Origin of the sequence: Pseudomonas sp. MBLB4123 (assembly GCF_051904775.1) — a bacterium.
Taxonomy (GTDB): Bacteria; Pseudomonadota; Gammaproteobacteria; order Pseudomonadales; family Pseudomonadaceae; genus Aquipseudomonas; species Aquipseudomonas benzenivorans_B.
The window spans coordinates 3,425,486-3,447,293 of the sequence record NZ_CP196711.1; the positions used below are offsets into that span (position 1 = coordinate 3,425,486).

Here is a 21,808-nt window from a genome sequence, read left to right on the forward strand (position 1 = left end):
CGATCATTGCGCCTCATGGCTAGCGGGTAAACCCGCCGGGAAGACATGACTCGGATAAGTTCTACTTATGTTTAAGCACTTCGAAGGGCTGTCCCTCGACGCCCTGCTGGTGTTCGAGTCCGCCGCGCGCCATCTGAGCTTCACCGCTGCGGCCAGCGAGCTGGGCAGCAGCCAGCCGGCGATCAGCCAGCAGATCAAGCGCCTCGAGCAGCAGCTGGCGACCCGCCTGTTCGACCGGGTCTACCGCGGCATCGTCCTCACCGAGGCCGGCGAGCTGCTGCTGCGCCACGTGCGCGACGGCCTGCAGAGCCTGGACGACGGCCTGGAGGCGCTCCGCGCCCAGCCGCAGCACGAGGTGCTGCAGGTGGCCACCGACTTCGCCGTGGCCGCCTACTGGCTGATGCCGCGCCTGCACCGCTTCAACCAGCGCCACCCCGAGCTGGACGTCAGCCTGATCACCACCAACCGCGACCTCGGCGTGCTGCCGCCGGAGATCGACGTGGCCATCGCCTTCGGCGACGGCCGCTTCAAGCACGGCGAGGCGCACCTGCTGTTCGCCGAGGAGGCCTTCGCCGTGTGCAGCCCGCAGCTGCTCGAGGACCGCCAACGACCGTTGCCGCCAGCGGCCCTGGCCGAGTTGCCGCTGCTGCACCTGCGCCCGGACAGCCGCTCGCGCTGGCTCGACTGGAACGGCCTGTTCCGCGCCCTGGCCATCGCCGAGGCGCCGAACCCCGGCAGCCTGCGCTTCGACAACTACACCCTGCTGATCCAGGCGGCCATCGCCGGCCAGGGCGTGGCCATCGGCTGGCGCCACCTGGTCGACGAGCTGCTCGAGCAGAACCTGCTGTGTCGCGTGTGCCGCGAAGCGGCGCGCACCGACTTTGGCTATTACGTGGTGCTGCCCGAGCGCAAGCGCCGCCAACGCCTGACTGCGCAGTTCGTCGACTGGCTCAAGGCCGAACTGGGCGGCGCGGACGCGTTGCGCTAGACGCCGTCTGCGCCGGCAGACGAAAGGCGATCGGCCGGGCCCTGGGCCCCTGCAAGGGCGCCGACCGACTGCCTATACTGTCGGAGGCGCAACCTGCCGTTGCGCCGTCTCCCCACTCAGCCAGTGAAGCCACCCGTGAACATCCGTCATTCGATAGTAAGCCTGCTGCTGATGTGCAGCTGCGTTGTAGTTGCATCGAACAGCCATGCCGCGCAAAAACTCCCCCGTCAGCAGGAGCTGGCCGCCGGCAGCGCCCTGCTGGTCGACCTCAAGACCGACCAGGTGCTGTATTCCAGCCATCCCGACCTGGTGTTGCCGATCGCCTCGGTGACCAAGCTGATGACCGCCCTGGTCGTCCTGGACGCCAAGCAGTCGCTGGACCAGGTGCTGCCGATCACCATCCGCGACAATGTCGAGATGCAGGGCGTGTACTCGCGGGTGCGCATCGGCAGCGAGCTGAGCCGCCGCGACATGCTGCTGCTGGCCCTGATGTCCTCGGAGAACCGTGCGGCCTCCAGCCTGGCGCACCACTACCCGGGCGGCTACGCGGCGTTCATCGCGGCGATGAACGCCAAGGCCAAGGCCCTGGGCATGCACAGCACGCGCTTCGTCGAACCCACCGGCCTGTCCGAGCGCAACGTCTCCAGCGCCAACGACCTGGTGCTGCTGCTCAAGGCCAGCCAGCAGTACCCCCTGCTCAGCCAGCTGAGCACCACCTCGGAGAAGACCGTGGCCTTTCGCAAGCCCAGCTACAGCCTGGGCTTTCGCAACACCAACGGCCTGGTGCGCAAGCCCAACTGGAGCGTGCAGCTGAGCAAGACCGGCTACACCGACGAGGCCGGCCACTGCCTGGTGATGCGCACCGTCATGGCCAAGCGCCCGGTGGCCTTCGTGGTGCTGGACGCCTTCGGCAAGTACACCCATATGGCCGACGCCAACCGCCTCAAGCGCTGGCTGGAAACCGGCAAGGTCACCCCGGTGCCGGCGGCGGCCATCAGCTACCGCCAGCAGAAGCAGGCCCAGCGCCTGCAAAGGGTGCAGTGACAGGGCCCTGGCCCGCCCTGCGATCTCGGCTACAAGCCCGAGTCTGGTCTAGACCGGCCCAACCTTAGTTGGGTAGTAGGGCGAATGCCGACTGCGCTTTAGTTGGAGTCCGGCGTTGCAATGGTTTTGCCATCGACGCCGGCTAGTAATGCTCGACTCCAACAACAAAAGAGCGCTCTGCCCATGAAAACCATCTCCACCCTGGCCCTTGGTCTAGGCCTTGCCGTCTGCGCCGGCCAGGCGGCCGCCTGGTCGCAACCCACCCACAAGAACATCGTCAAGGACGCCCTGGCGTTCATGAATTCCGCCTCCGCCAGCGCCGAGATGCGCCGCGCCTACCAGTTCTATGTCGGCGCCGCCGGCAGCGAGGCCAAGGCCGGCGAGATCCTCGGCCAGGCCGCCTACGACGTCGACGACTTCAAGGACACCCGCCTGGGCGGCTGGTGGATCGGCTACGAGCACGCCCCGGTGGCCGGTGCCGCCGCCTCCATCGTCAACTACACCTCCTACTGGCACTTCATCAACATGGCCCGCCAGGGCGATGCCCATGGCAACGACCACGGCGGCTACGACTACCGCTACCGCAAGGTGGACGGCAGCTGGAGCGGCGACGTCGACTGGTACGCCATGGTCTACCTGTACAACCGTGAGCTGAAGCGCAGCGACTTCGACAGCACCGAGGCGCATTACCGCCAGGGCAGCCGTTCGGACTGGCAAGAGCACTACGGCGACTTCCAGACCGCCGCCTTCCAGCCCATCGACAACCTGGCCAAGTACTGGTTCGACCAGTTCAAGGCCGCGCCCTCGCTGCAGACCATCGGCTATTCGCTGCACGCCACCGGCGACGTGGCCCAGCCGCACCACGCCTGGGTCACCTCGGGCAACGGCCATTCCGGCTGGGAAGGCTGGGTCGACGACCACTACTTCAGCGAGCGCCTGGGCGATGCGGCGGCGGTGGCCAGTCTGGTCGGCCGTTACGACCCGCAGAAGCCGCTGCGCGACCTGCTGACGCAGACCGCCCAGGTCGCCTACCAGCATCCCGAGCCGCTCTACGACACCAGTTACGCCACCCGTCTGCGCGTGGCCAAGGAGCTGATACCCGAGTCCATCGCCCTCACCGTCAACGTGCTGACCAAGGGCGCCAACAGCTTCTACGGCCAGGGTGGTCTCTGAGGTGCGGGTCGACCTGCGCCGCGCGCTGGTGCTGCTGGGGCTGACGGGCATCTGCCTGTCGGCCCTGGCCGGCCAGGACCTGCGCATCGACGGCGAACGCCTGCCTGGCAAGAGCATCGAGTTGCTCGAGCGGGCGCTGACCCGGGTCAAGCTCAATACCGACCCGGCCCAGCTGCGCGCCGGCCTGGTGGAGAACCGCCTGTTGGCCCGTGCGGTGGAGGCGGAGCTGCAGCCCCGCTACCGCGCCGACCTGGAGGCGTTGGTGGCGGTCGAGGCGGCCAACCTGATCGAGCAGGTCTACGGTCGCCGCTTCGATCACGACGTGCGACCCTTCCTGCGCCAGCCGCAGCCACTCGGTGCCGAGCGCCTGCGCCAGGTGCTGGCGCCGCCGCAACAGGGCGTGGTGCTCGACAGCCTGCGGCTGAGCCCGGCGCAACAGGACGAGGCCCGAGAGGTGCAGCTGATCGCCTGGCAATTCCCCGGCCAGGCCGAGCGGCGCCTCGACCTGCTGGCGCTGTACCAGGGCGACAACGTCCAGGGCCGGGTCGAGCTGCAGCAGGGCAACCTGGCCTACCTCGCCGAACAGGTGCGCCAGCATGTGCTGCGCGACTACCTCTGGTATCAGCTGGCCGAGCAGGGCTTCGACGCCGCCGAGCGCGAGGGCCTGCGTCTGCTGGTGCGCGACAAGCTGGTGCGCCACCAGTACCTGCACCAGATCGGCCTGCACAGCGACTTCCACCACGAGACCGACGGCCTCAAGCAGCTGGCCCGTGAGGTCGGCGATGCCGACGCCGAGGCCTACTACCGGCGCCACCTGGCGCAGTACCGCAACGTCGCCCGGGTCCAGGCCGCGCATATCCGCCTGGCCGACCAGGCCAGCGCCGATCGGGTCTATGCCGAGCTGCAGGCCGGCCTGGATTTCGACGAGGCGGTGCGCCGCTACTCCCTGGCCGAGGACAAGAGCCGCACGCCGCCCGGCGACCTGGGCCTGATCCGTCCCCAGGACGAGCAGCTGGACTTCCTGCACAAGACCGCCCTGCTGCAGAAGGCCGGCACCCTTTCCCAACCGATGCTGATCGACGGTGCCTTCGAGATCGTCCGGGTGCGCCAGCGCGAGGATCGCCAGCTGCCCCTGAGCGACCCCAGCGTGCGTTACGAGGTCAACCAGGCGGTGGCCAAGGAGCAGCTGGCCAGCCAGCTGCAGGCACGCCTGCAAGCCCTGTTGGCCAAGGCCAAGGTGGAGGGCCTGTGAGGCGTTGGCTGGGGGCGGCCCTGCTCTGCTGCGCTGCTGCGGTGGCCCTGGCCGCCTGGTGGGTGGAGTCCGAGTCGAGCCCTCCAGGTGCGCCGCCGCAGGTCCGCGCGGCCGAGCCCGCGCCGCCGCCCTGGCCGGACGCCCTCCCCGTCGCGTCAGTCGCCGCGCTGGCGGCCGCGCCGCTTGCCCCGCCGGCCGCCGCTGCGCCCGAAGCGCCGCCTGCCGATGCGGCGGCGCCCAGCCTCGAGCCCCTGGAAGCCCAGATGCTGATGCAGCTCATGCTCGAACGCGGCGATCCGCGCCGCCCGGCGCTGGGCGAGTTCGAGCCACGGCCGAGGCCCTCCGCCGCGGTGCTGGCCGACCCGGCGCAGTACCAGGCCTTCGAAGACCGCCACAGCCGCGCGCAGATCCAGGCCTACGCCGGCGGCGTGCAGCAGATCCCGGCGATCCGCGAACGCATCGAACAGGCCGCCCAGTCCGGCGAGCGCAACGCCGCCGAGCTGGACGAGGCCCGCGCCGCCCTGGAGCAGCTGGAGATGCTCAAGGCCAAGCTGCAGCGCGAGGCGCCGGAGCTGCTGCCGGGCACGCCTTAAGCCGGGATGCACGCGCTGGCCTATAACTACCTGGGGCTTCTCTTTATGGCGGATGCAGGGGGGCGGCATGACCCATTCAGCTACGCCCGCACCGGAGTGGCAGGTGCAGTGCTGGTTCAACACCCAGCAGGCGCCGAGCGTGGCCAGCCTGCGCGGCAAGGTGATAGTGCTGGAGGCCTTCCAGATGCTCTGTCCGGGCTGCGTGAGCGAAGGCCTGCCCCAGGCGCAGCGGGTGCGGGCCAGCTTCTCGCCCGAGCAGGTGGCGGTCGTCGGCCTGCACACGGTCTTCGAGCACCACCAGGCCATGACGCCGGTGGCCCTGGAGGCCTTCCTGCACGAGTACCGTATCGGCTTTCCGGTCGCCGTCGACTTGCCGGACCCGCAGGGGGCCATCCCCTGCACCATGCGCGACTATGCAATGCAGGGCACGCCGACCCTGGTGCTGATCGACACGGCGGGGTTCATCCGCCAGCAGCATTTCGGCAAGGTCGGCGACCTGGTCCTGGGGGCGCAGATCGCCCTGCTGATCGCCGAGGCCGCGCCGAGCAGCGGGGCCGGGTAGCGCTATGCTTCTCGCTGGGCTCGCCTCCGGGGCGCCGCTCGGCGCAGGGCTGGCCGGCGCACTGGGCAAGCCCCCATGCCACAGGGAGGGAATCCTATGTTTGTCGTGCTACTGAAGTTTTCCGCGAACCAAGGCCAGGCCGCTCGGCTGATGGACGGCCACAATCAATGGCTCAAGAGCGGTTTCGATGAAGGCGTGTTTCTCTTGGTCGGCAGCCTGCAGCCGAGCCTGGGCGGCTCCATCCTGGCCCACAACACGACGCTCGGTGCGTTGCAGGAGCGGGTGAATGCCGATCCATTCGTCCAGGAGCATGTCGTGAGCGCCGAAATACTGGAGATAGCGCCCAAGAAGGTCGACGCGCGCCTGAGTTTCCTGCTGGATTGAACGGCGGGTGGCCCGGATGGGCGCCGCTGCACGAGGCTGCCCGTCCAGCGGCTTCTGCAAACGGCGCGAGCCGAATCGCCGGGATGAAAAAGCCGCTGCCTCCCCAGGGGAGCAGCGGCTTTTGTGTGGCGTGGGCTTTAGCAGCGTGCGCTGCGTACCCCTTCGGCCAGGTCGCGGCACAGGCTCAGCACGTCCTGCACGGCCTGTTCGCTGTCCTCGGCGTGGGCGATCCGGTCGATCAGCGCCGAGCCCACCACCACGCCGTCGGCCAGGCGGGCGATGGTCGCCGCGTGTTCCGGGGTGCGGATGCCGAAGCCGATGCTGATCGGCAGGTCGGTGTGGCGGCGCAGGCGCGCCACCGCTTCCTGCACGTGCTCCAGGGTGGCCGAGCCGGCGCCGGTGACGCCGGCCACCGAGACGTAGTAGACGAAGCCGGAGCTGCCGTCGAGCACGGTGGGCAGGCGCTTGTCGTCGGTGGTCGGGGTGGTCAGGCGGATAAAGTCCAACCCGGCGGCCTGGGCCGGGTCGCACAGGTCGGCGTTGTGTTCCGGCGGCAGGTCGACCACGATCAGGCCGTCCACCCCGGACTCCCGGGCCTCGGCGATGAAGCGCGGCACGCCGTAGTGGTGGATGGGGTTGAAGTAACCCATCAGCACCAGGGGGGTGGTCTGATCCTGCTGGCGGAATTCGCGGACCATCTGCAGGGTCTTGGCCAGGTTCTGCTTGCCCTCCAGGGCGCGGATGTTGGCCAGCTGGATGGCCGGGCCGTCGGCCATGGGGTCGGTGAAGGGCATGCCCAGTTCGATCACGTCGGCGCCGGCGGCCGGCAGGCCCTTGAGGATCGCCAGGGAGGCGTCGTAGTTGGGGTCGCCGGCGGTGACGAAGGTCACCAGGGCGGCGCGGTTCTGTTCTTTCAGCTCGGCAAAGCGGCTCTGCAGGCGGCTCATGCTTCGTTCTCCAGTTCGCCCATGTGGTGCATCACGGTTTGCATGTCCTTGTCGCCGCGGCCGGACAGGTTGACCACCATCAGGTGCTCCTTGGGCAGGCTGGGCGCGCGCTTGAACACTTCGGCCAGGGCATGGGAAGACTCCAGCGCCGGGATGATGCCTTCCAGGCGGCAGCACTGGTGGAAGGCGGCCAGGGCCTCGTCGTCGGTGATCGAGCAGTATTCGCCGCGGCCGATGTCGTGCAGCCAGGCGTGTTCCGGGCCGATGCCGGGGTAGTCGAGGCCGGCGGAGATCGAGTGGGCGTCGATGATCTGGCCGTCGTCGTCCTGCAGCAGGAAGGTGCGGTTGCCGTGCAGCACGCCCGGTTCGCCGCCGTTGAGGCTGGCGGCGTGCTTGCCGGTGTCGATGCCGTGGCCGGCCGCCTCGACGCCGATGAGCTTGACCCCGGCGTCATCGAGGAAGGGATGGAACAGGCCCATGGCGTTGGAGCCGCCGCCGATGCAGGCGACCAGCGAATCGGGCAGGCGCCCCTCCTTCTCCATCAGCTGCTCGCGGGTCTCCCGGCCTATCACCGCCTGGAAGTCGCGGACCATGGCCGGGTAGGGATGCGGGCCGGCGACGGTGCCGATCAGGTAGAAGGTGGAGTCGACGTTGGTCACCCAGTCGCGCAGGGCCTCGTTCATCGCGTCCTTGAGGGTGCCGGTGCCGGCGGTGACCGGGATCACCGTGGCGCCCAGCAGCTTCATGCGGAACACGTTGGCCTGCTGGCGGTCGATGTCGGTGGTGCCCATGTAGATCACGCATTCCAGGCCGAAGCGCGCCGCCACGGTGGCGGTGGCCACGCCGTGCATGCCGGCGCCGGTCTCGGCGATGATGCGCTGCTTGCCCATGCGCTTGGCCAGGAGGATCTGGCCGATGCAGTTGTTGATCTTGTGCGCGCCGGTGTGGTTCAGCTCCTCGCGCTTGAGGTAGATCTTGGCGCCGCCGCAGTGCTCGGTCAGGCGCTCGGCGAAGTACAGCGGGCTCGGCCGGCCGACGTAGTCGCGCTGGAAGTAGGCCAGCTCCTGCTGGAACGCGGGGTCGGCCTTGGCCTGTTCGTATTCGGCGGCCAGGTCGTGGATCAGCGGCATCAGGGTTTCGGCGACGTACTGGCCGCCGAACGAGCCGAACAGGCCCTTGGCGTCGGGGCCGGTGCACAAAGAAGTCATGGCAGTTCTCCTGGGGGAGCGAGCTATTGGGCGATGGCCACAGGATACGGCTGTGTGGCCGCCGGCAAAAGCGATAAGATCGCCGTAACCTGTCAGGAAATATCACAGATGACTCAGGAGCTACCCCCGCTCAATGCCCTGCGCGCCTTCGAGGCGGCGGCGCGCCTGACCAGCGTCAGCCAGGCGGCGGACGAGCTGCATGTCACCCATGGCGCGGTCAGCCGGCAGATTCGCGCGTTGGAGGAACACCTGGGGCTGGCGTTGTTCGTCAAGGAGGGGCGCGGCCTTAAACTCACGGATGCCGGGCTGCGCCTGCGTGACGCCAGCGGCGAGGCCTTCGCCCGGTTGCGCGGCGTGTGCGCCGAGCTGCAGCAGGGCCAGGCCGAGGCGCCCTTCGTCCTGGCCTGCCCCGGCAGCCTGTTGGCGCGCTGGTTCATCCCGCGCCTGGACCGCCTCAACCGCGAGCTGCCGGAGCTGCGCCTGCAGCTGTCGGCCAGCGAGGGCGAGCTGGACCCGCGCCGTCCCGGCGTCGACGCCACCCTGCTGTTCGCCGAGCCGCCCTGGCCGGCGGACATGCGCGTCTTCGAGCTGGCCGCCGAGCGCATCGGCCCGGTACTCAGCCCGCGTTATCAGCACTACGAGCGTTTGCGTGGGGCGCCGGCGGCGGCGCTGCTGGGCGAGCCGCTGCTGCACACCACCTCGCGGCCCCAGGCCTGGCCGAGCTGGGCGGCCAGCAGCGGCCTGGATCCCGCGGCGCTGCAGCCGGGCCAGGGCTTCGAGCACCTCTACTATCTGCTGGAGGCGGCGGCGGCCGGCCTCGGCGTGGCCATCGCCCCGCAGCAGCTGGTGGCCGACGACCTGGCCGGCGGGCGCCTGGTGGCGCCCTGGGACTTCGTCGAGACCCCGGCGCGCCTGGCCCTCTGGGTGCCGGCGCGGCAACTGGACAAGCGCGCGCAGCGCCTGGCCGAGTGGCTGCGCGGCGAGCTGCACGGCTGAGCGTTTCCCGGCCGACCCATCCCGCACTACAAGGGCGGCACTTCTCGTCTAGCGTTTAACTATCGTCCAGAGGAGCAAGCGCCATGTCCAACCATCACACCTACAAGAAAATCGAAATCGTCGGCTCGTCGCCGGTCAGCACCGACGAGGCGATCAACAACGCCCTGGCCGAGTGCGCCAAGTCCATCCGCAACCTGGAGTGGTTCGAGGTGGTGGAAACCCGCGGCCATATCGAGAACGGCAAGGTCGGCCATTTCCAGGTGACGCTCAAGGTCGGTTTCCGCATCGCCAACAGCTGAGGACTGCGCCGGCCGACCGTCGGCCTTGGAATCTCGTCATTGAGCCCCACTATGCCACTCGGGTATTGGCGCCGCCCCGGCGTCGATCAGCAGGGGTTTACGACCAGGCGGGCCGATGAGCGTTCTAGCACAGACCAGGATTTCCATTCTCGACCTCGCGCCGATCCGCGACGACGGCGGCCCGGCCCAGGCGCTGGGCAACTCGCTGAAGCTGGCGCAGCACGCCGAGCGCCTCGGCTTCACCCGCTTCTGGGTGGCCGAGCACCACAACATGGACGGCATCGCCAGTTCGGCCACCGCGGTGCTGCTCGGCTACCTAGCCGCCGGCACCCGCAGCATCCGCCTCGGTTCCGGCGGGGTGATGCTGCCCAACCATGCGCCCTTGGTGATCGCCGAGCAGTTCGGCACCCTCGCCACCCTCTATCCCGGGCGCATCGACCTGGGCCTGGGCCGCGCCCCGGGGGCCGACCCGTTCACCGCCCGGGCGCTGCGTCGCGAGCGCTCCGGCAGCGCCGACGACTTCCCCGCGGATGTCGCCGAGTTGCAGCGCTACCTGGCCCCGCGCAGCCCGGAGCAGCGGGTCATCGCCATGCCCGGCAGCGGCACCCAGGTGCCGCTGTGGCTGCTCGGCTCCAGCCTGTTCAGCGCCCAGCTGGCCGGCGAGAGGGGCCTGCCCTATGCCTTCGCCTCGCACTTCGCGCCGCGCTTGATGCACGAGGCGCTGCGCGTCTATCGCAATCACTTCAAGCCCTCGGCGGTGCTCGAGCGGCCCTATGTGATGCTCGGCGTGCCGCTGGTGGCGGCCGACAGCGACGAGCGCGCCGACTATCTGGCGACCTCGGTGTACCAGCGGATTCTCGCCCTGCTGCGCGGCCAGAGCCTGGTGCAGCGCCCGCCGGTGGCGAGCATGGAGGGGCTGTGGCTGCCTCACGAACGGCAGGCGGTGGGCGACTTTCTCGGCCTGGCGGTGGTCGGCGGCCCGGCCAAGGTGCGGGCGAAGTTGGAGGTGTTGCTGGAGCAGACCGATGCCGACGAGCTGATCTTCACCGGCGACCTCTACGACTTCGACGATCGCCTGCGCTCCTTCGAGCTGCTGGCCGAACTGCACCGGCGCGGGTGATCCGGGCTAGAACACCCCGCAGCGCAGTACCCGGCCGCGGGCCAGGACATTGCGCTGATCGTCGTACAGCCAGGCCTGGGCGCTGGTCACCATGGATCGGGCCTCCAGCAGATAGCGTTGGCCGGCGGCGAAGTCGGCGTAGCGCACGCGAATCTCGCAGGTGCGCTGGATCGGCTCGGCCATGACGTTGATGCCGCCACCACCGGGCACCTCGAACTGGAAGCGGCTGATCAACTCGTGGGCGCCGGGCGTCACCTGGAAGTAGCGGCCGTCGTCGAGGCGTTTGCCGTCCAGTTTGTCGGCCATCAGCAGGTCGCTGGGCGGGGTGTACAGCTCGACCCAGGCCAGTCCCGGATCGTGGGCCGGCAACGGCGAGGCGCAGGCACCGAGGAGGGACAGGCTGGCGATCAGGGCGAGACGACGCATGAGGGGCTCCGCAATCGAATGGTGGGATGCAGCCTACGCCGATCCCGGGGTGGAGGCAGCCGCCGCGATGCGCTAGCGTGGACGCCATGACCCAAGGCCGCACTCCCTACTCTATCGACTCCCCGGCCTGGCGCTGGGTTCCGCTGCTGGCGGCCCTGCTGTTGGGGGGGTGCAGCACCCTGGACTACTACGGCCAGCTGGCCGCCGGCCAGTTCGAGCTGCTGCGGGCGCGCCAGCCCGTCGAGGATCTGCTGGCCGATCCCGCCACCGCCGCGCCGCTGCGTCAGCGCCTGGCCCTGGCGCTGCAGGCGCGGTCTTTCGCCAGCGCCGAGTTGGCCCTGCCGGACAACCGCAGCTATCGCCTGTACGCCGATCTGGGGCGACCCTATGTGCTGTGGAACCTGTTCGCCGCCGCCGAGTTCTCGGTGGAACCCGAGACCCACTGCTTCCCCATCGCCGGTTGCGTGGCCTACCGCGGCTACTACCGCCAGGGCCGCGCCCGCGGCGCGGCGGCGCTGTTGCAGCAACGGGGCTTGGATACCTACATCGGCGGCGTCGAGGCCTACTCGACCCTGGGCTGGTTCGACGACCCGCTGCTCAACACCATGCTGGCCTGGAGCGACGAGCGTCTGGCGGCGGTGATCTTCCACGAGCTGGCCCACCAGCGGCTGTATGTGCCCGGCGACACGGCCTTCAACGAGTCCTTCGCCACCTTCGTCGAGCGCGAGGGGCTGCGCCGTTGGCGCGCGGCCCGCGGGCTGCCCGAGGCCGAGGCGGCGCTGCTGCGCCAGCGCGAACAGTTCAGCGCCCTGGTACTGGCCAGCCGCGAGCGCCTGCGCGCCTTGTATGCCCGCGACCTGCCGGCGCCGGCCATGCGCGCCGCCAAGCAGGCCGAGTTCGCTCGCTTACGCCGCGACTACCGGGCGCTGCGCGATCGCCAGTGGGGCGGCGTCGGCCGCTACGACGCCTGGATCGAGGCGCCGCTGAACAACGCCAAGCTGCTGCCGTTCGGCCTGTACGACAGCTGGGTGCCGGCCTTCGCTGCGCTGTACGCCGAGGTGGGCGGCGACTGGCCGGCCTTCTACCGCCGCGCCGCCGCCCTCGGTCGCCTGCCGGCGCCGCAGCGAGGCGCGGCGCTGCAGGCCTTGCAGGGCGCCGAGCAGAACTTGCCCGCCACGCCATGGGTCCAACCCTAGGAGTCTCGCGACCAGAGGCGATGGACCATGAACAGATGGATGCTGCTAGCCGTACTGGGCCTGCTGAGCGCCGCCGCGCTGGCGCAGCCCAAGCCCTGCGAGGAGTTGAAGCGGGAGATCGAGGTGAAGATCCAGGCCGCCGGGGTGATCAGCTACACCCTGGAGATCGTGGCGAACGACGAGGTGCACGACCCGAGCATGGTGGTCGGCAGCTGCGACAACGGCACCAAGAAGATCATCTACCAGAAGAACGGTTGAGCCCGGCTCTTCCTGACGCACCGGGCATTGCGGCGCCGACCCCGTCCTAGGCGGCGAAGGCCCGGCGCAAGTCGCCCAGGGTGGCGAAGTGGTAGGTCGGCGCCTCGGCCTGCAGCTCCTCGGCGCTGCCGAAGCCATAGCCCACCGCCGCCGCGTCCAGGCCGTTGCGCCGGGCGCCGATCAGGTCGTGCTTGCGGTCGCCGATCATCAGCGTGTCCCGCGCCGCGAGGCCTTCCTCCGCCAGCAGATGGCCGATCAGCTCGGCCTTGTCGGTGCGGGTGCCGTCCAGCTCGCTGCCGTGGATCGCCTGGAAGTGCCGGGCGAAGTCGAAGTGCGCGGCGATCCGCTCGGCGAACAGGGTCGGCTTGCTGGTGGCGATATACAGCCTGCGGCCCTGGCCATTGAGGGTCTCCAGCAGCGCTTGGATGCCGTCGAACACCCGGTTCTCGTACAGCCCGACCGCGGCGAAGCGCTCGCGGTAGTGGCCGACCGCCTGCCAGGCCGTGGCCTCATCCAGGTCATAGCTGTGCATAAAGCACTGCAGCAAGGGCGGGCCGATGAAGTGTTCCAGGCTGGCAGGGTCCGGTGCCTCGATGCCCAGGCGGACCAGGGCGTGTTGCACCGAGCGGGTGATGCCCTCGCGCGGGTCGGTGAGGGTGCCGTCGAGGTCGAAGAGGAGGTTCTGGTAGTGCATGGACAACCTTGTGCGGGGCGGGATCAGTTGGAGGAGAAGCCTTCCATCAGGTGCTGGTCCTTCAGGCGCACGTAGTTGTCGGCGCTGTAGCGGAAGTAGCTGCGTTCCTCCTCGGTCAGCGCGCGGGCCTGCCTGGCCGGGCTGCCGACATAGAGGTAGCCGCTCTGCAGGCGCTTGCCCGGCGGCACCAGGCTGCCGGCGCCGAGTACCACCTCGTCCTCGATCACCACGCCGTCCATGACGATGCTGCCCATGCCGACCAGCACCCGGTTGCCGATGCTGCAGCCGTGCAGGATGACCTTGTGCCCGACGGTCACATCGTCGCCGATGTTCAGCGGGTAGCCGCCGGGGTTGAAGGGGCCGGCGTGGGTGATGTGCAGCACGCTGCCGTCCTGCACGCTGGAGCGCTCGCCGATGCGGATGCTGTGCATGTCGCCGCGGATCACCGTCAGCGGCCAGACCGAGCTGTCGTCGCCGATCTCCACGTCGCCGAGGACCACGGCGGAGGCGTCGACGAACACCCGCTCGCCGAGTTGCGGGGTGAACTGCTGATAACTGCGAATCGCCACGATAGAAACCTCTTAAGCTGCGGTGAGCGGTGATTGTAATTAAGATAGCCGGCAAATCCGCTGAAACCCGTCTTTGCAGGCTATTTGCCAGCGCCGGGCCAGCATGAAACTCCCTTGGTTACAGGTGCCTCAGTCGTGACTGCGAACAACCCCCTGCTGCAAGACTTCGACCTGCCACCCTATTCCGCCATCCGCCCGGAGCATGTCGAGCCGGCCATCGACGCCATCCTCGCCGACAGCCGCGCGGCCATCGCCGAACTCCTCAAGCAACAGTCTGGCACACCGAGCTGGGACGGCCTGGTGCTGGCCCTCGACGAGCTGCACGCGCGCCTGGGCCGCGCCTGGGGCCCGGTCAGCCACCTCAACGCGGTGTGCAACAGCGCCGAGCTGCGCCAGGCCTACGAGGCCTGCCTGCCCAAGCTGTCCGAGTATTGGACCGAGCTGGGCCACAACCGCGCGCTGTACCAGGCCTACCAGGCTCTGGCCGACAGCCCCGCGGCCGCCGGCTTCGAGGTGGCGCAGAAGACCATCCTCGAGCACGCCCTGCGCGACTTCCACCTGTCCGGCATCGACCTGGCGGAGGCCGACAAGCAGCGTTTCGGCGCCATCCAGAGCAAGCTCGCCGAGCTCGGCAGCCGCTTCTCCAACCAGCTGCTGGATGCCACCCAGGCCTGGACCAAGCACGTCACCGACGAGACCCAGCTGGCCGGCTTGACCGAGTCGGCCAAGGCGCAGATGCAGCAGGCCGCCGAAGCCAAGGGCCTGGATGGCTGGCTGATCAGCCTGGAGTTCCCCAGCTACTACGCGGTGATGACCTACGCCGACCACCGCGCGCTGCGCGAGGAGGTCTACGCCGCCTACTGCACCCGCGCCTCCGACCAGGGGCCGAACGCCGGCCAGCACGACAACGGCCCGGTGATGCAGGAAATCCTCGACCTGCGCCAGGAGCTGGCCAGGCTGCTGGGTTATGCCAACTACGCCGAGCTGAGCCTGGCGACCAAGATGGCCGAGTCCGGCGAGCAGGTGCTGAGCTTCCTGCGCGACCTGGCGGTGCGCAGCAAGCCGTTCGCCGCCCAGGATCTGGACGAGCTGCGCGCCTTCGCCCTTGAACAGGGCTGTGCGGACCTGCAGAGCTGGGACGTCGGCTACTACGCCGAGAAGCTGCGCGAGCAGCGCTACAGCATCTCCCAGGAGATCCTGCGGCCCTACTTCCCCATCGACAAGGTGCTAAGCGGCCTGTTCGCCATCGTCGAGCAGCTCTACGGCATCCAGATCGAGGAGCTCTCCGGCTTCGACACCTGGCACCCGGACGTGCGCCTGTTCGAGATCAAGGAGAACGGTGCGCACGTCGGGCGCTTCTTCTTCGACCTCTACGCCCGCGCCCACAAGCGCGGCGGCGCCTGGATGGACGGCGCCCGCGACAAGCGCCGCAGCGCCAGCGGCGAGCTGATCAGCCCGGTGGCCAACCTGGTGTGCAACTTCACCCCGGCAGTCAACGGCAAGCCGGCACTGCTGACCCACGACGAGGTCACCACCCTGTTCCACGAGTTCGGCCACGGCCTGCACCACCTGCTGACCCGGGTCGAGCAGGCCGGCGCCTCGGGCATCAACGGCGTGGCCTGGGACGCCGTCGAGTTGCCCAGTCAGTTCATGGAGAACTGGTGTTGGGAGCCCCAGGGCCTGGCGCTGATCTCCGGCCATTTCGAGAGCGGCGAGCCGCTGCCCCAGGACCTGCTGGACAAGATGCTGGCGGCGAAGAACTTCCAGTCCGGGCTGATGATGGTGCGCCAGCTGGAGTTCAGCCTGTTCGACTTCGAGCTGCACGCCCACCATGGCGACGGCCGCAGCGTGCTGCAGGTGCTCGAGGGCGTGCGCGACGAGGTCTCGGTGCTGCGTCCGCCGGCCTACAACCGTTTCGCCAACGGTTTCGCGCACATCTTCGCCGGCGGTTACGCGGCCGGCTACTACAGTTACAAGTGGGCCGAGGTGCTGTCCGCCGACGCCTTCTCCCGCTTCGAGGAGGAGGGTGTGCTCAATGGCGACACCGGCCGTGCCTTCCGCGAGGCGATCCTCGCCCGCGGCGGTTCCCAGGAGCCGATGGTGCTGTTCGTCGATTTCCGCGGCCGCGAGCCGCGTATCGACGCCCTGCTCCGTCACCTCGGCCTGAGTCAGGAGGCCGCTTAAGCGGATCGCCTATGAGCCATGCCAAGAAACGCTTTATCGCCGGTGCCGTGTGCCCGGCCTGCAGCGAGATGGACAGCATCAAGATGTGGGACGAGGACGGCGTGCCGCACCGCGAGTGCGTGCGCTGCGGCTATGCCGACACCCTGGATGCGCGCGGCAATTCGATGGTCAAGGAGCTGCCGACCCGGGTCAATGTCGGCGCCCTCAAGCCCAAGGCCGCCGACCCCAAGGTCAAGTCGGTGCAGTTCTTCCCCAATCCCAAGTTGCACAAGCCCGGCGAGTAAGGCGTAGGCCGAGGAGGGAGCATGTGGCACCTGGTATGCGGCGATGCGGCGGTGCCAGGTGTCACCCTGGTCCTCGGCCGGGCCCGGGCCGACGATGCGCTGCGGGTGTTGCGCGACGACCTGGCGGTGGGACCTCTGGCGGATATCGAGCAGCCCCCGTGCGCCGCCCGCGTGGCCTACTGGCAGGCGCTCTGGCCCCAGGCCATGCTGGTGCCGGATTTTCACGGCGGCCTGAATGACGATGCCCGCTGGCTCGCCGCCCTGGCGCAGCAGGAGCGTCCGGTCACGGTCTGGCACGGCGACAGCGCTTGCGAGCAGCTGCTGCTGGCGCGGGTGGCCGCGGCGCTGGAGGGCACGGGCCTGGGCTTGTGGGAGGTGTCCTGCGGCACGGGCGACAGCGGCGTGGCCAGTCGCCGCTCGGTGACCATGGTCGAGCCCGCAGACCTGCCCGCGCTCTATCGACCGCAACCGATCGAGGCGCAACGGCGGCGGCAGCTGGCCGCCCAGTGGCGGGCGACGCTGGCGGAAAGCGCGCCGATCCGCCGCTGGCGCGACGGCGCCTTCCAGGGCGAGGACCACGACGCCATCGACGCCAGTCTGGTGCAATGGTGCTCGGTCCAGTGGCAGCCGTTGCTGCGCGTGCTGGCCGAGGTCATGGCCCGTTGCGACGGTTTCTTCCCCACCGACATGTTCCTGTTCTGGCGCGTGCGCGAGCTGGCCGCCAGCGGCCTGCTCGAACTGGCCGGCGGGACCCATGTCAGCGATACCGGCGAGCTGCGGGTCAGGCGCCGCTACGGTGCCTGACCCGGGACGCCGGCGACGGCTGGCCGAGGCATGGCCGGACAGTGAACGGCAGGAGGTCGTGCATGCAGGGACCCGATCCGCGTAATCCCTTCCCCATGGCCGGGTTTCCCCAGGTCTGCTTCATCAAGAATGTGGTGAGCAACCCGCAGATCGAGATCGGCGATTACAGCTACTACGACGACCCGGACGGTGCCGAGAACTTCGAGCGCAACGTGCTCTACCTCTTCCCCTTCATCGGCGATCGTCTGGTGATCGGCAAGTTCTGCGCCCTGGCCCGCGGGGTCAAGTTCATCATGAACGGCGCCAACCACAAGCTCTCCGGCTTCTCCACCTACCCCTTCCAGATCTTCGGCGGTGGCTGGGAGCGCCACGCGCCGGCGGCGGACGAATTCCCCTACAAGGGCGACACGCGGATCGGCCACGACGTGTGGATCGGCTACGACAGCCTGATCATGCCGGGTGTGCAGATCGGCCACGGCGCCATCGTCTCCGCGCGCTCGGTGGTCACCCGCGACGTGCCGCCCTACTGCATAGTCGGCGGCAACCCGGCCGCGCCGCTTAAGCGGCGTTTCGCCGACGAAGTGGTCGTGCGCCTGCTGCGAGTCGCCTGGTGGGACTGGCCGGTGGAAAAGATCGGTCGTCACCTCGCCGCCATCATGGCCGCCGACATCGACGCGCTGGAGCGCTGCGCCGCCGAGGATTGAGAGCGCCATCCGGCGGAAGGCGAACGATGGCGGGAAAAGCCGCATATACTGTATATAAATACAGTTAATGGAGCCCCGCCATGCCTGCATCCCTCCCGCCCCGCGGTCGCGGCACTGCCAGCAATCCGCACAACCGCTTCGCGCCGACCCGCGCGGTGGCCGAGGACGACGGCTGGTTCCAGGAGGTGCCGCCCAGCCGCGCCACCGAGGTGCGCGCGGAAACCGCCAAGAGCATCATCACCCGCAACCAGTCGCCGGACCTGCCGTTCGACCGCTCGCTCAACCCCTACCGTGGCTGCGAACACGGCTGCATCTACTGTTACGCGCGGCCCAGTCACGCCTACTGGGATCTGTCGCCGGGCCTCGACTTCGAGACCCGGCTGATCGCCAAGACCAACGCCCCGGCGCTGCTCGAGCAGCAGCTGAGCCGGCCCGGCTATGTCTGCGCGCCGATCAACCTGGGCTCCAACACCGACCCCTACCAGCCGATCGAGCGCCAGCAGCAACTGACCCGACGCACCCTGCAGGTACTGCTGGACTACCGCCACCCCGTGACCATCGTCACCAAGGGCGCGCTGATCCTACGCGACCTCGACCTGCTCGCGGAGTTGGCGCGCCAGCGCCTGGTGGCGGTGATGATCAGCCTGACCACCCTGGACGACGAACTCAAACGCATCATGGAGCCGCGCGCGGCGGCCCCGGCGGCGCGCCTGCGGGCGATCCGCGTACTGCGCGGCCACGGCATCCCGGTGGGGGTGCTCTGCTCGCCGATGATTCCGATGATCAACGACATGGAACTCGAGCGTCTGCTCGAGGCTGCCGGGGACGCCGGGGCGCAGAGCGCCGCCTATATGTTCCTGCGCTTGCCCCGGGAGGTTGCGCCGCTGTTCGAGGAGTGGCTGCGGGCGCATTATCCGCAGCGTGCCGAGCACGTCCTCAGCCTGGTGCGCCAGAGCCGCGGCGGCGCCCTGTACGACAGCCGCTTCGTTACGCGCTTTCGCGGCGAGGGCGCCTTCGCCGAATTACTGGCGCGGCGCTTCGCCGTGGCCAGCAAGCGCCTCGGCCTGCAGCGCCGGGAGGGTTTCGAACTGGATTGCTCGCGCTTCTGCCCGCCGGGCGGTCAGCTGGCATTGCTGTAAATTGTGACTCGTCGAGGCTGGCGGCTGTCCGCATGGCAGACCGATAATCTTCACCTTCGCCACCGCGCGACCGTTTCCGCAGGAGGTAGCTGCAATGCCCTACAAGCACAACGCCATTCCCTTGAAAGCACGTACCGCGCCGGAGAGCGCCGACGAGGCGCTGAATGCCATAGTCGGCGGTTTCAAGCGCTTCCGCCACGAGGTCTTTCCGCAGCAGGAGGAGCTGTTCAAGGCACTGGCCACCGCGCAGAACCCGCGCGCCATGTTCATCACCTGCGCCGACTCGCGCATCGTTCCCGAGCTGATCACCCAGAGCGCCCCGGGCGACCTGTTCGTCAGCCGCAACGTCGGCAACGTGGTGCCGCCCTACGGGCAGATGATGGGCGGGGTTTCCACCGCCATCGAGTACGCCGTGCTGGCGCTGGGCGTGCAGCACATCATCGTCTGCGGCCACTCCGACTGTGGCGCGATGAAGGCGGTGCTGGCGCCCGAGAGTCTGGAGCGCATGCCGACGGTCAAGGCCTGGTTGCGCCACAGCGAGGTGGCGTTGCGGGTGGTCGAGGAGAACTGCGGCTGCGGCGGCCATGAGACCCTCGGCATCCTCACCGAGGAGAACGTGGTGGCCCAGCTCAACCACCTGTCCACCCACCCCTCGGTGGCGGCCAAGCTGGCCAGCGGTCAGCTGTTCATCCACGGCTGGGTCTATGACATCGAGACCTGCGCCATCCGCGCCTACGACGCCGAGCAGGGCGAGTTCCGCCCGATCGACGATGGCCCCCTGCCGATGGCCACGCCGCGCGCCCGTTACCCCCAGGGCTGAACTGCGGCGGCGTGCTAGGCGGAGGTCAGCTGGCGGCGCGGGAGGGGTCCAGCACCAGCTCGACCCCCAGTTGCCCGGACAGGCAGGGCCAGCGCTGCCAGGCCGCCTCGGTCTGCGGGTCGCTCAGGCGCTCGCGGTAGGCGCGCACCGAGGCCTGGCTGAAGCTGTCCGCGTCGAGCATGCCCTCCACGGCATGGTGCACGGCTCCGTCCAGCTGGTTGGCGAAGGGCTCGCCGATCAGCTGGTGGGCGATCAGGTTGGCCACCGTGGTATCCAGCGGAATCAGCGGCCGGCCCAGGTGGGCGCTATAGCGGTCGTTGACCTCCTCGACCAGGCGATGGGCCAGGTAGGCCTCGTCCAGCAGGCCGTCGAGGCCCTCGTGCCCCTGCATCAGCGCCGGCGGCTGCAGGAAGAACTCTTCGGCGACCTTCAGTACCGGCTTGATCCGCTCCTCGATACCGGCTTCGCGGGCCACCTGTTGGGCGGCGTCCAGCACGTCCGGCACCTGCTCGATATAGGCCGCCACGAAGCGCGTGAGAACGCCCAGGGCATCCTGGCTCGGCAGGCGAATGGAGGGGTGCAGACGGTCGAGTTGGGCTTGCAGCTGACGTGCCAGCTGGCCGCTGGCGGCTTCGTGTTGGTGGGCGCGTTGTATCAGGTCGCGCAAGGCGGCTGTGTTCATGACTGCTCCTGATGTGAGGACATGGACGTGAACCTTAGCTGGCCGGAAGCGGCAGCTCAGATGCAATTGTCATAATTTTTTAATCCTTATGCGAGCGAGCTATATCCGCTCGGGGCCGATTGCGCCCGGCCATTGGCCGCCCGTGGCGTTTAGCACAAGGCTTCGGACATTTTCCTCGGCGCGTTGCGAGCTAGAAGTCGCCGTCTATACTCGAACCCGAAAGGCTGTATCTGATGGAACCGGACGGGCTTCGGCACGGAGAGGTTTCGACAGTTGTCGCCAGCAGTTATGGCAGTCGATCCCTTTGCCGCAGGCTTTGCCGGCGGGATAACAAGAACCATAAGGGGAACCCGCAATGATGCGACATCCACGAGTCTGGATGGGCCTCCTGCTGTGGTTGGCGATGGGCTCGGCGCAGGCCGAGTGGGGCGTGAACATAGCGCCCGGTGCCACCGAGGTCAGCCGCTCAGTCTTCGATCTGCACATGACCATCTTCTGGATCTGCGTCGTCATCGGCGTGTTGGTGTTCGGCGCCATGTTCTGGTCGATGCTGGTGCACCGCCGTGCCGCGGGACAGAAGCCCGCGCACTTCCACGAGAGCACCACGGTGGAGATTCTCTGGACCGTGGTGCCGCTGGTGATCCTGGTGCTGATGGCCATTCCGGCGACCAAGACCCTGATCGACATCTACGACAGCAGCGAGTCCGAGCTGGATGTCCAGGTCACCGGCTACCAGTGGAAATGGCACTACAAGTACCTGGGCCAGGACGTGGAGTTCTTCAGCAACCTGACCACGCCGGCCGAGCAGATCAACAACCAGGCCGAGAAGGGACCGCACTACCTGCTGGAGGTCGACGAGCCGCTGGTGGTGCCGGTCGGAGCCAAGGTGCGCTTCCTCATCACCTCCGCCGACGTCATCCACTCCTGGTGGGTGCCGGCGCTGGCGGTGAAGAAGGACGCCATCCCCGGCTTCGTCAACGAGTCCTGGACGCGCATCGACGAGCCCGGCATCTTCCGCGGCCAGTGCACCGAGTTGTGCGGCAAGGATCACGGCTTCATGCCGGTGGTGGTCGAGGCCAAGTCCAAGGAAGACTTCGCAATCTGGCTGGCCGAGCGCCAGCAGGCCGCCGCCGCCGAGAAGGAGCTGACCAGCAAGCAGTGGACCCTCGAGGAGCTGATGGCCCGCGGCGAGAAGGCCTACGCCACCAGCTGCGCGGCCTGTCACCAGGCCAGCGGCGAGGGCCTGCCGCCGATGTTCCCGGCCCTCAAGGGCTCGGCCATCGCCACCGGTCCCGCCGACGGCCATATCGGCATAGTGGTCAACGGCAAGCCCGGCACCTCCATGGCCGCCTTCGGCAAGCAACTGTCGGAAGTCGATCTCGCCGCCATCATCACCTACGAGCGCAATGCCTGGGGCAACAAGCTCGGTGACATGGTCACCCCGCAGGACATCGTCGCGTTCAAAAAGGCTCAGGAGTAAGG

At 68.6% G+C, this 21,808-nt stretch carries 25 protein-coding genes; 19 read left to right on the forward strand and 6 right to left on the reverse strand.

What is annotated here, in order from left to right; translation table 11 throughout:
* Positions 1-67 precede the first annotated feature (67 nt).
* The 7 genes from ACSX1C_RS15855 (at position 68) to ACSX1C_RS15885 (ending at position 5,996) form a co-directional block, all read left to right on the forward strand.
* The gene (locus tag ACSX1C_RS15855) at positions 68-988 is read left to right on the forward strand and encodes a choline sulfate utilization transcriptional regulator (protein ID WP_439886924.1); all 921 of its coding nucleotides are present in this window, start codon (positions 68-70) and stop codon (positions 986-988) included.
* Between the two features lie 135 nt (positions 989-1,123).
* A complete protein-coding gene (gene pbpG, locus ACSX1C_RS15860; RefSeq protein WP_439886925.1) occupies positions 1,124-2,032 on the forward strand; it encodes a D-alanyl-D-alanine endopeptidase in 909 nt (302 codons plus the stop codon).
* A gap of 183 nt (positions 2,033-2,215) precedes the next feature.
* Positions 2,216-3,205 (forward strand): hypothetical protein, encoded by a 990-nt coding sequence (locus ACSX1C_RS15865; protein ID WP_439886926.1) that lies wholly within the window; start codon positions 2,216-2,218, stop codon positions 3,203-3,205.
* Position 3,206: 1 nt separating this feature from the next.
* The gene (locus tag ACSX1C_RS15870; protein ID WP_439886927.1) at positions 3,207-4,457 is read left to right on the forward strand and encodes a peptidylprolyl isomerase; all 1,251 of its coding nucleotides are present in this window, start codon (positions 3,207-3,209) and stop codon (positions 4,455-4,457) included.
* A complete protein-coding gene (locus ACSX1C_RS15875) occupies positions 4,454-5,050 on the forward strand; it encodes a hypothetical protein (RefSeq protein ID WP_439886928.1) in 597 nt (198 codons plus the stop codon). The genes ACSX1C_RS15870 and ACSX1C_RS15875 overlap by 4 nt, the downstream gene beginning before the upstream one ends.
* A gap of 67 nt (positions 5,051-5,117) precedes the next feature.
* Positions 5,118-5,612 (forward strand): peroxiredoxin family protein, encoded by a 495-nt coding sequence (locus tag ACSX1C_RS15880; protein ID WP_439886929.1) that lies wholly within the window; start codon positions 5,118-5,120, stop codon positions 5,610-5,612.
* A 96-nt stretch (positions 5,613-5,708) separates the two neighbouring features.
* A complete protein-coding gene (locus tag ACSX1C_RS15885) occupies positions 5,709-5,996 on the forward strand; it encodes a YciI family protein (RefSeq protein WP_439886930.1) in 288 nt (95 codons plus the stop codon).
* Positions 5,997-6,133: 137 nt separating this feature from the next.
* On the opposite strand, the gene trpA is transcribed toward ACSX1C_RS15885, so the two are convergent.
* Together trpA and trpB are read right to left on the reverse strand one after the other, a co-directional pair.
* Complete coding sequence (trpA, locus tag ACSX1C_RS15890; protein WP_439886931.1) at positions 6,134-6,943, reverse strand: tryptophan synthase subunit alpha; 810 nt, start codon at positions 6,941-6,943, stop codon at positions 6,134-6,136.
* Positions 6,940-8,151, reverse strand: coding sequence for a tryptophan synthase subunit beta (trpB, locus tag ACSX1C_RS15895; protein WP_439886932.1), 1,212 nt, complete (start codon positions 8,149-8,151; stop codon positions 6,940-6,942). The genes trpA and trpB overlap by 4 nt, the downstream gene beginning before the upstream one ends.
* Before the next feature lie 108 nt (positions 8,152-8,259).
* On the opposite strand from trpB, the gene ACSX1C_RS15900 reads away from it, so the two are divergent.
* From ACSX1C_RS15900 to ACSX1C_RS15910, 3 genes are all read left to right on the forward strand, one after another.
* Complete coding sequence (locus ACSX1C_RS15900; RefSeq protein ID WP_439886933.1) at positions 8,260-9,147, forward strand: LysR family transcriptional regulator; 888 nt, start codon at positions 8,260-8,262, stop codon at positions 9,145-9,147.
* 83 nt (positions 9,148-9,230) lie between these two features.
* The gene (locus ACSX1C_RS15905; protein WP_439886934.1) at positions 9,231-9,446 is read left to right on the forward strand and encodes a dodecin; all 216 of its coding nucleotides are present in this window, start codon (positions 9,231-9,233) and stop codon (positions 9,444-9,446) included.
* Between the two features lie 115 nt (positions 9,447-9,561).
* On the forward strand, positions 9,562-10,566 hold the full coding sequence (locus tag ACSX1C_RS15910) for an LLM class flavin-dependent oxidoreductase (protein ID WP_439886935.1): 1,005 nt from the start codon (positions 9,562-9,564) through the stop codon (positions 10,564-10,566).
* A 6-nt stretch (positions 10,567-10,572) separates the two neighbouring features.
* Here ACSX1C_RS15910 and ACSX1C_RS15915 read toward each other — a convergent pair whose 3' ends face one another.
* Complete coding sequence (locus ACSX1C_RS15915; protein ID WP_439886936.1) at positions 10,573-10,992, reverse strand: PA0061/PA0062 family lipoprotein; 420 nt, start codon at positions 10,990-10,992, stop codon at positions 10,573-10,575.
* Positions 10,993-11,078: 86 nt separating this feature from the next.
* Here ACSX1C_RS15915 and ACSX1C_RS15920 point away from each other — a divergent pair, with 86 nt between their 5' ends.
* Complete coding sequence (locus ACSX1C_RS15920; RefSeq protein WP_439886937.1) at positions 11,079-12,188, forward strand: aminopeptidase; 1,110 nt, start codon at positions 11,079-11,081, stop codon at positions 12,186-12,188.
* A 27-nt stretch (positions 12,189-12,215) separates the two neighbouring features.
* Positions 12,216-12,446 (forward strand): DUF1161 domain-containing protein, encoded by a 231-nt coding sequence (locus ACSX1C_RS15925; RefSeq protein ID WP_439886938.1) that lies wholly within the window; start codon positions 12,216-12,218, stop codon positions 12,444-12,446.
* Between the two features lie 46 nt (positions 12,447-12,492).
* Here ACSX1C_RS15925 and ACSX1C_RS15930 read toward each other — a convergent pair whose 3' ends face one another.
* Both ACSX1C_RS15930 and ACSX1C_RS15935 read right to left on the reverse strand, forming a co-directional pair.
* Entirely contained in the window at positions 12,493-13,140 is a 648-nt protein-coding gene (locus tag ACSX1C_RS15930; protein ID WP_439886939.1) for an HAD family hydrolase, read from the reverse strand.
* A 23-nt stretch (positions 13,141-13,163) separates the two neighbouring features.
* Positions 13,164-13,709, reverse strand: coding sequence for a gamma carbonic anhydrase family protein (locus ACSX1C_RS15935; protein ID WP_439886940.1), 546 nt, complete (start codon positions 13,707-13,709; stop codon positions 13,164-13,166).
* A 135-nt stretch (positions 13,710-13,844) separates the two neighbouring features.
* Between ACSX1C_RS15935 and prlC the strand changes: the two genes are divergently transcribed.
* The 6 genes from prlC (at position 13,845) to ACSX1C_RS15965 (ending at position 19,644) form a co-directional block, all read left to right on the forward strand.
* Positions 13,845-15,893 carry an oligopeptidase A gene (prlC, locus tag ACSX1C_RS15940; RefSeq protein ID WP_439886941.1) on the forward strand — a complete coding sequence of 683 codons (2,049 nt, stop codon included), beginning with the start codon at positions 13,845-13,847 and terminating at the stop codon, positions 15,891-15,893.
* 11 nt (positions 15,894-15,904) lie between these two features.
* A complete protein-coding gene (locus ACSX1C_RS15945; RefSeq protein ID WP_439886942.1) occupies positions 15,905-16,177 on the forward strand; it encodes a YheV family putative zinc ribbon protein in 273 nt (90 codons plus the stop codon).
* A 21-nt stretch (positions 16,178-16,198) separates the two neighbouring features.
* Positions 16,199-16,981 carry a DUF3658 domain-containing protein gene (locus ACSX1C_RS15950; protein WP_439886943.1) on the forward strand — a complete coding sequence of 261 codons (783 nt, stop codon included), beginning with the start codon at positions 16,199-16,201 and terminating at the stop codon, positions 16,979-16,981.
* Between the two features lie 62 nt (positions 16,982-17,043).
* Complete coding sequence (locus tag ACSX1C_RS15955; protein WP_439886944.1) at positions 17,044-17,685, forward strand: Vat family streptogramin A O-acetyltransferase; 642 nt, start codon at positions 17,044-17,046, stop codon at positions 17,683-17,685.
* 80 nt (positions 17,686-17,765) lie between these two features.
* Positions 17,766-18,824, forward strand: coding sequence for a PA0069 family radical SAM protein (locus ACSX1C_RS15960; protein WP_439886945.1), 1,059 nt, complete (start codon positions 17,766-17,768; stop codon positions 18,822-18,824).
* A 94-nt stretch (positions 18,825-18,918) separates the two neighbouring features.
* Positions 18,919-19,644, forward strand: a complete 726-nt coding sequence (locus ACSX1C_RS15965; RefSeq protein ID WP_439886946.1) for a carbonic anhydrase — start codon at positions 18,919-18,921, stop codon at positions 19,642-19,644.
* 25 nt (positions 19,645-19,669) lie between these two features.
* On the opposite strand, the gene ACSX1C_RS15970 is transcribed toward ACSX1C_RS15965, so the two are convergent.
* The gene (locus ACSX1C_RS15970) at positions 19,670-20,326 is read right to left on the reverse strand and encodes a hypothetical protein (RefSeq protein WP_439886947.1); all 657 of its coding nucleotides are present in this window, start codon (positions 20,324-20,326) and stop codon (positions 19,670-19,672) included.
* A gap of 355 nt (positions 20,327-20,681) precedes the next feature.
* Here ACSX1C_RS15970 and coxB point away from each other — a divergent pair, with 355 nt between their 5' ends.
* The gene (coxB, locus tag ACSX1C_RS15975; RefSeq protein ID WP_439886948.1) at positions 20,682-21,806 is read left to right on the forward strand and encodes a cytochrome c oxidase subunit II; all 1,125 of its coding nucleotides are present in this window, start codon (positions 20,682-20,684) and stop codon (positions 21,804-21,806) included.
* Positions 21,807-21,808 lie beyond the last annotated feature (2 nt).

Coding starts and splice junctions, on each gene's coding strand:
- ACSX1C_RS15905 (WP_439886934.1), top strand. CDS start 9,231: ATGTCCAACCATCACACCTACAAGAAAATCGAAATCGTCGGCTCGTCG.
- ACSX1C_RS15945 (WP_439886942.1), top strand. CDS start 15,905: ATGAGCCATGCCAAGAAACGCTTTATCGCCGGTGCCGTGTGCCCGGCC.
- ACSX1C_RS15885 (WP_439886930.1), top strand. CDS start 5,709: ATGTTTGTCGTGCTACTGAAGTTTTCCGCGAACCAAGGCCAGGCCGCT.
- ACSX1C_RS15950 (WP_439886943.1), top strand. CDS start 16,199: ATGTGGCACCTGGTATGCGGCGATGCGGCGGTGCCAGGTGTCACCCTG.
- ACSX1C_RS15915 (WP_439886936.1), bottom strand. CDS start 10,992: ATGCGTCGTCTCGCCCTGATCGCCAGCCTGTCCCTCCTCGGTGCCTGC.
- ACSX1C_RS15910 (WP_439886935.1), top strand. CDS start 9,562: ATGAGCGTTCTAGCACAGACCAGGATTTCCATTCTCGACCTCGCGCCG.
- ACSX1C_RS15930 (WP_439886939.1), bottom strand. CDS start 13,140: ATGCACTACCAGAACCTCCTCTTCGACCTCGACGGCACCCTCACCGAC.
- trpA (WP_439886931.1), bottom strand. CDS start 6,943: ATGAGCCGCCTGCAGAGCCGCTTTGCCGAGCTGAAAGAACAGAACCGC.
- coxB (WP_439886948.1), top strand. CDS start 20,682: ATGATGCGACATCCACGAGTCTGGATGGGCCTCCTGCTGTGGTTGGCG.
- ACSX1C_RS15880 (WP_439886929.1), top strand. CDS start 5,118: ATGACCCATTCAGCTACGCCCGCACCGGAGTGGCAGGTGCAGTGCTGG.
- ACSX1C_RS15965 (WP_439886946.1), top strand. CDS start 18,919: ATGCCCTACAAGCACAACGCCATTCCCTTGAAAGCACGTACCGCGCCG.
- ACSX1C_RS15900 (WP_439886933.1), top strand. CDS start 8,260: ATGACTCAGGAGCTACCCCCGCTCAATGCCCTGCGCGCCTTCGAGGCG.
- ACSX1C_RS15865 (WP_439886926.1), top strand. CDS start 2,216: ATGAAAACCATCTCCACCCTGGCCCTTGGTCTAGGCCTTGCCGTCTGC.
- ACSX1C_RS15960 (WP_439886945.1), top strand. CDS start 17,766: ATGCCTGCATCCCTCCCGCCCCGCGGTCGCGGCACTGCCAGCAATCCG.
- ACSX1C_RS15955 (WP_439886944.1), top strand. CDS start 17,044: ATGCAGGGACCCGATCCGCGTAATCCCTTCCCCATGGCCGGGTTTCCC.
- ACSX1C_RS15920 (WP_439886937.1), top strand. CDS start 11,079: ATGACCCAAGGCCGCACTCCCTACTCTATCGACTCCCCGGCCTGGCGC.
- ACSX1C_RS15970 (WP_439886947.1), bottom strand. CDS start 20,326: ATGAACACAGCCGCCTTGCGCGACCTGATACAACGCGCCCACCAACAC.
- ACSX1C_RS15855 (WP_439886924.1), top strand. CDS start 68: ATGTTTAAGCACTTCGAAGGGCTGTCCCTCGACGCCCTGCTGGTGTTC.
- trpB (WP_439886932.1), bottom strand. CDS start 8,151: ATGACTTCTTTGTGCACCGGCCCCGACGCCAAGGGCCTGTTCGGCTCG.
- ACSX1C_RS15925 (WP_439886938.1), top strand. CDS start 12,216: ATGAACAGATGGATGCTGCTAGCCGTACTGGGCCTGCTGAGCGCCGCC.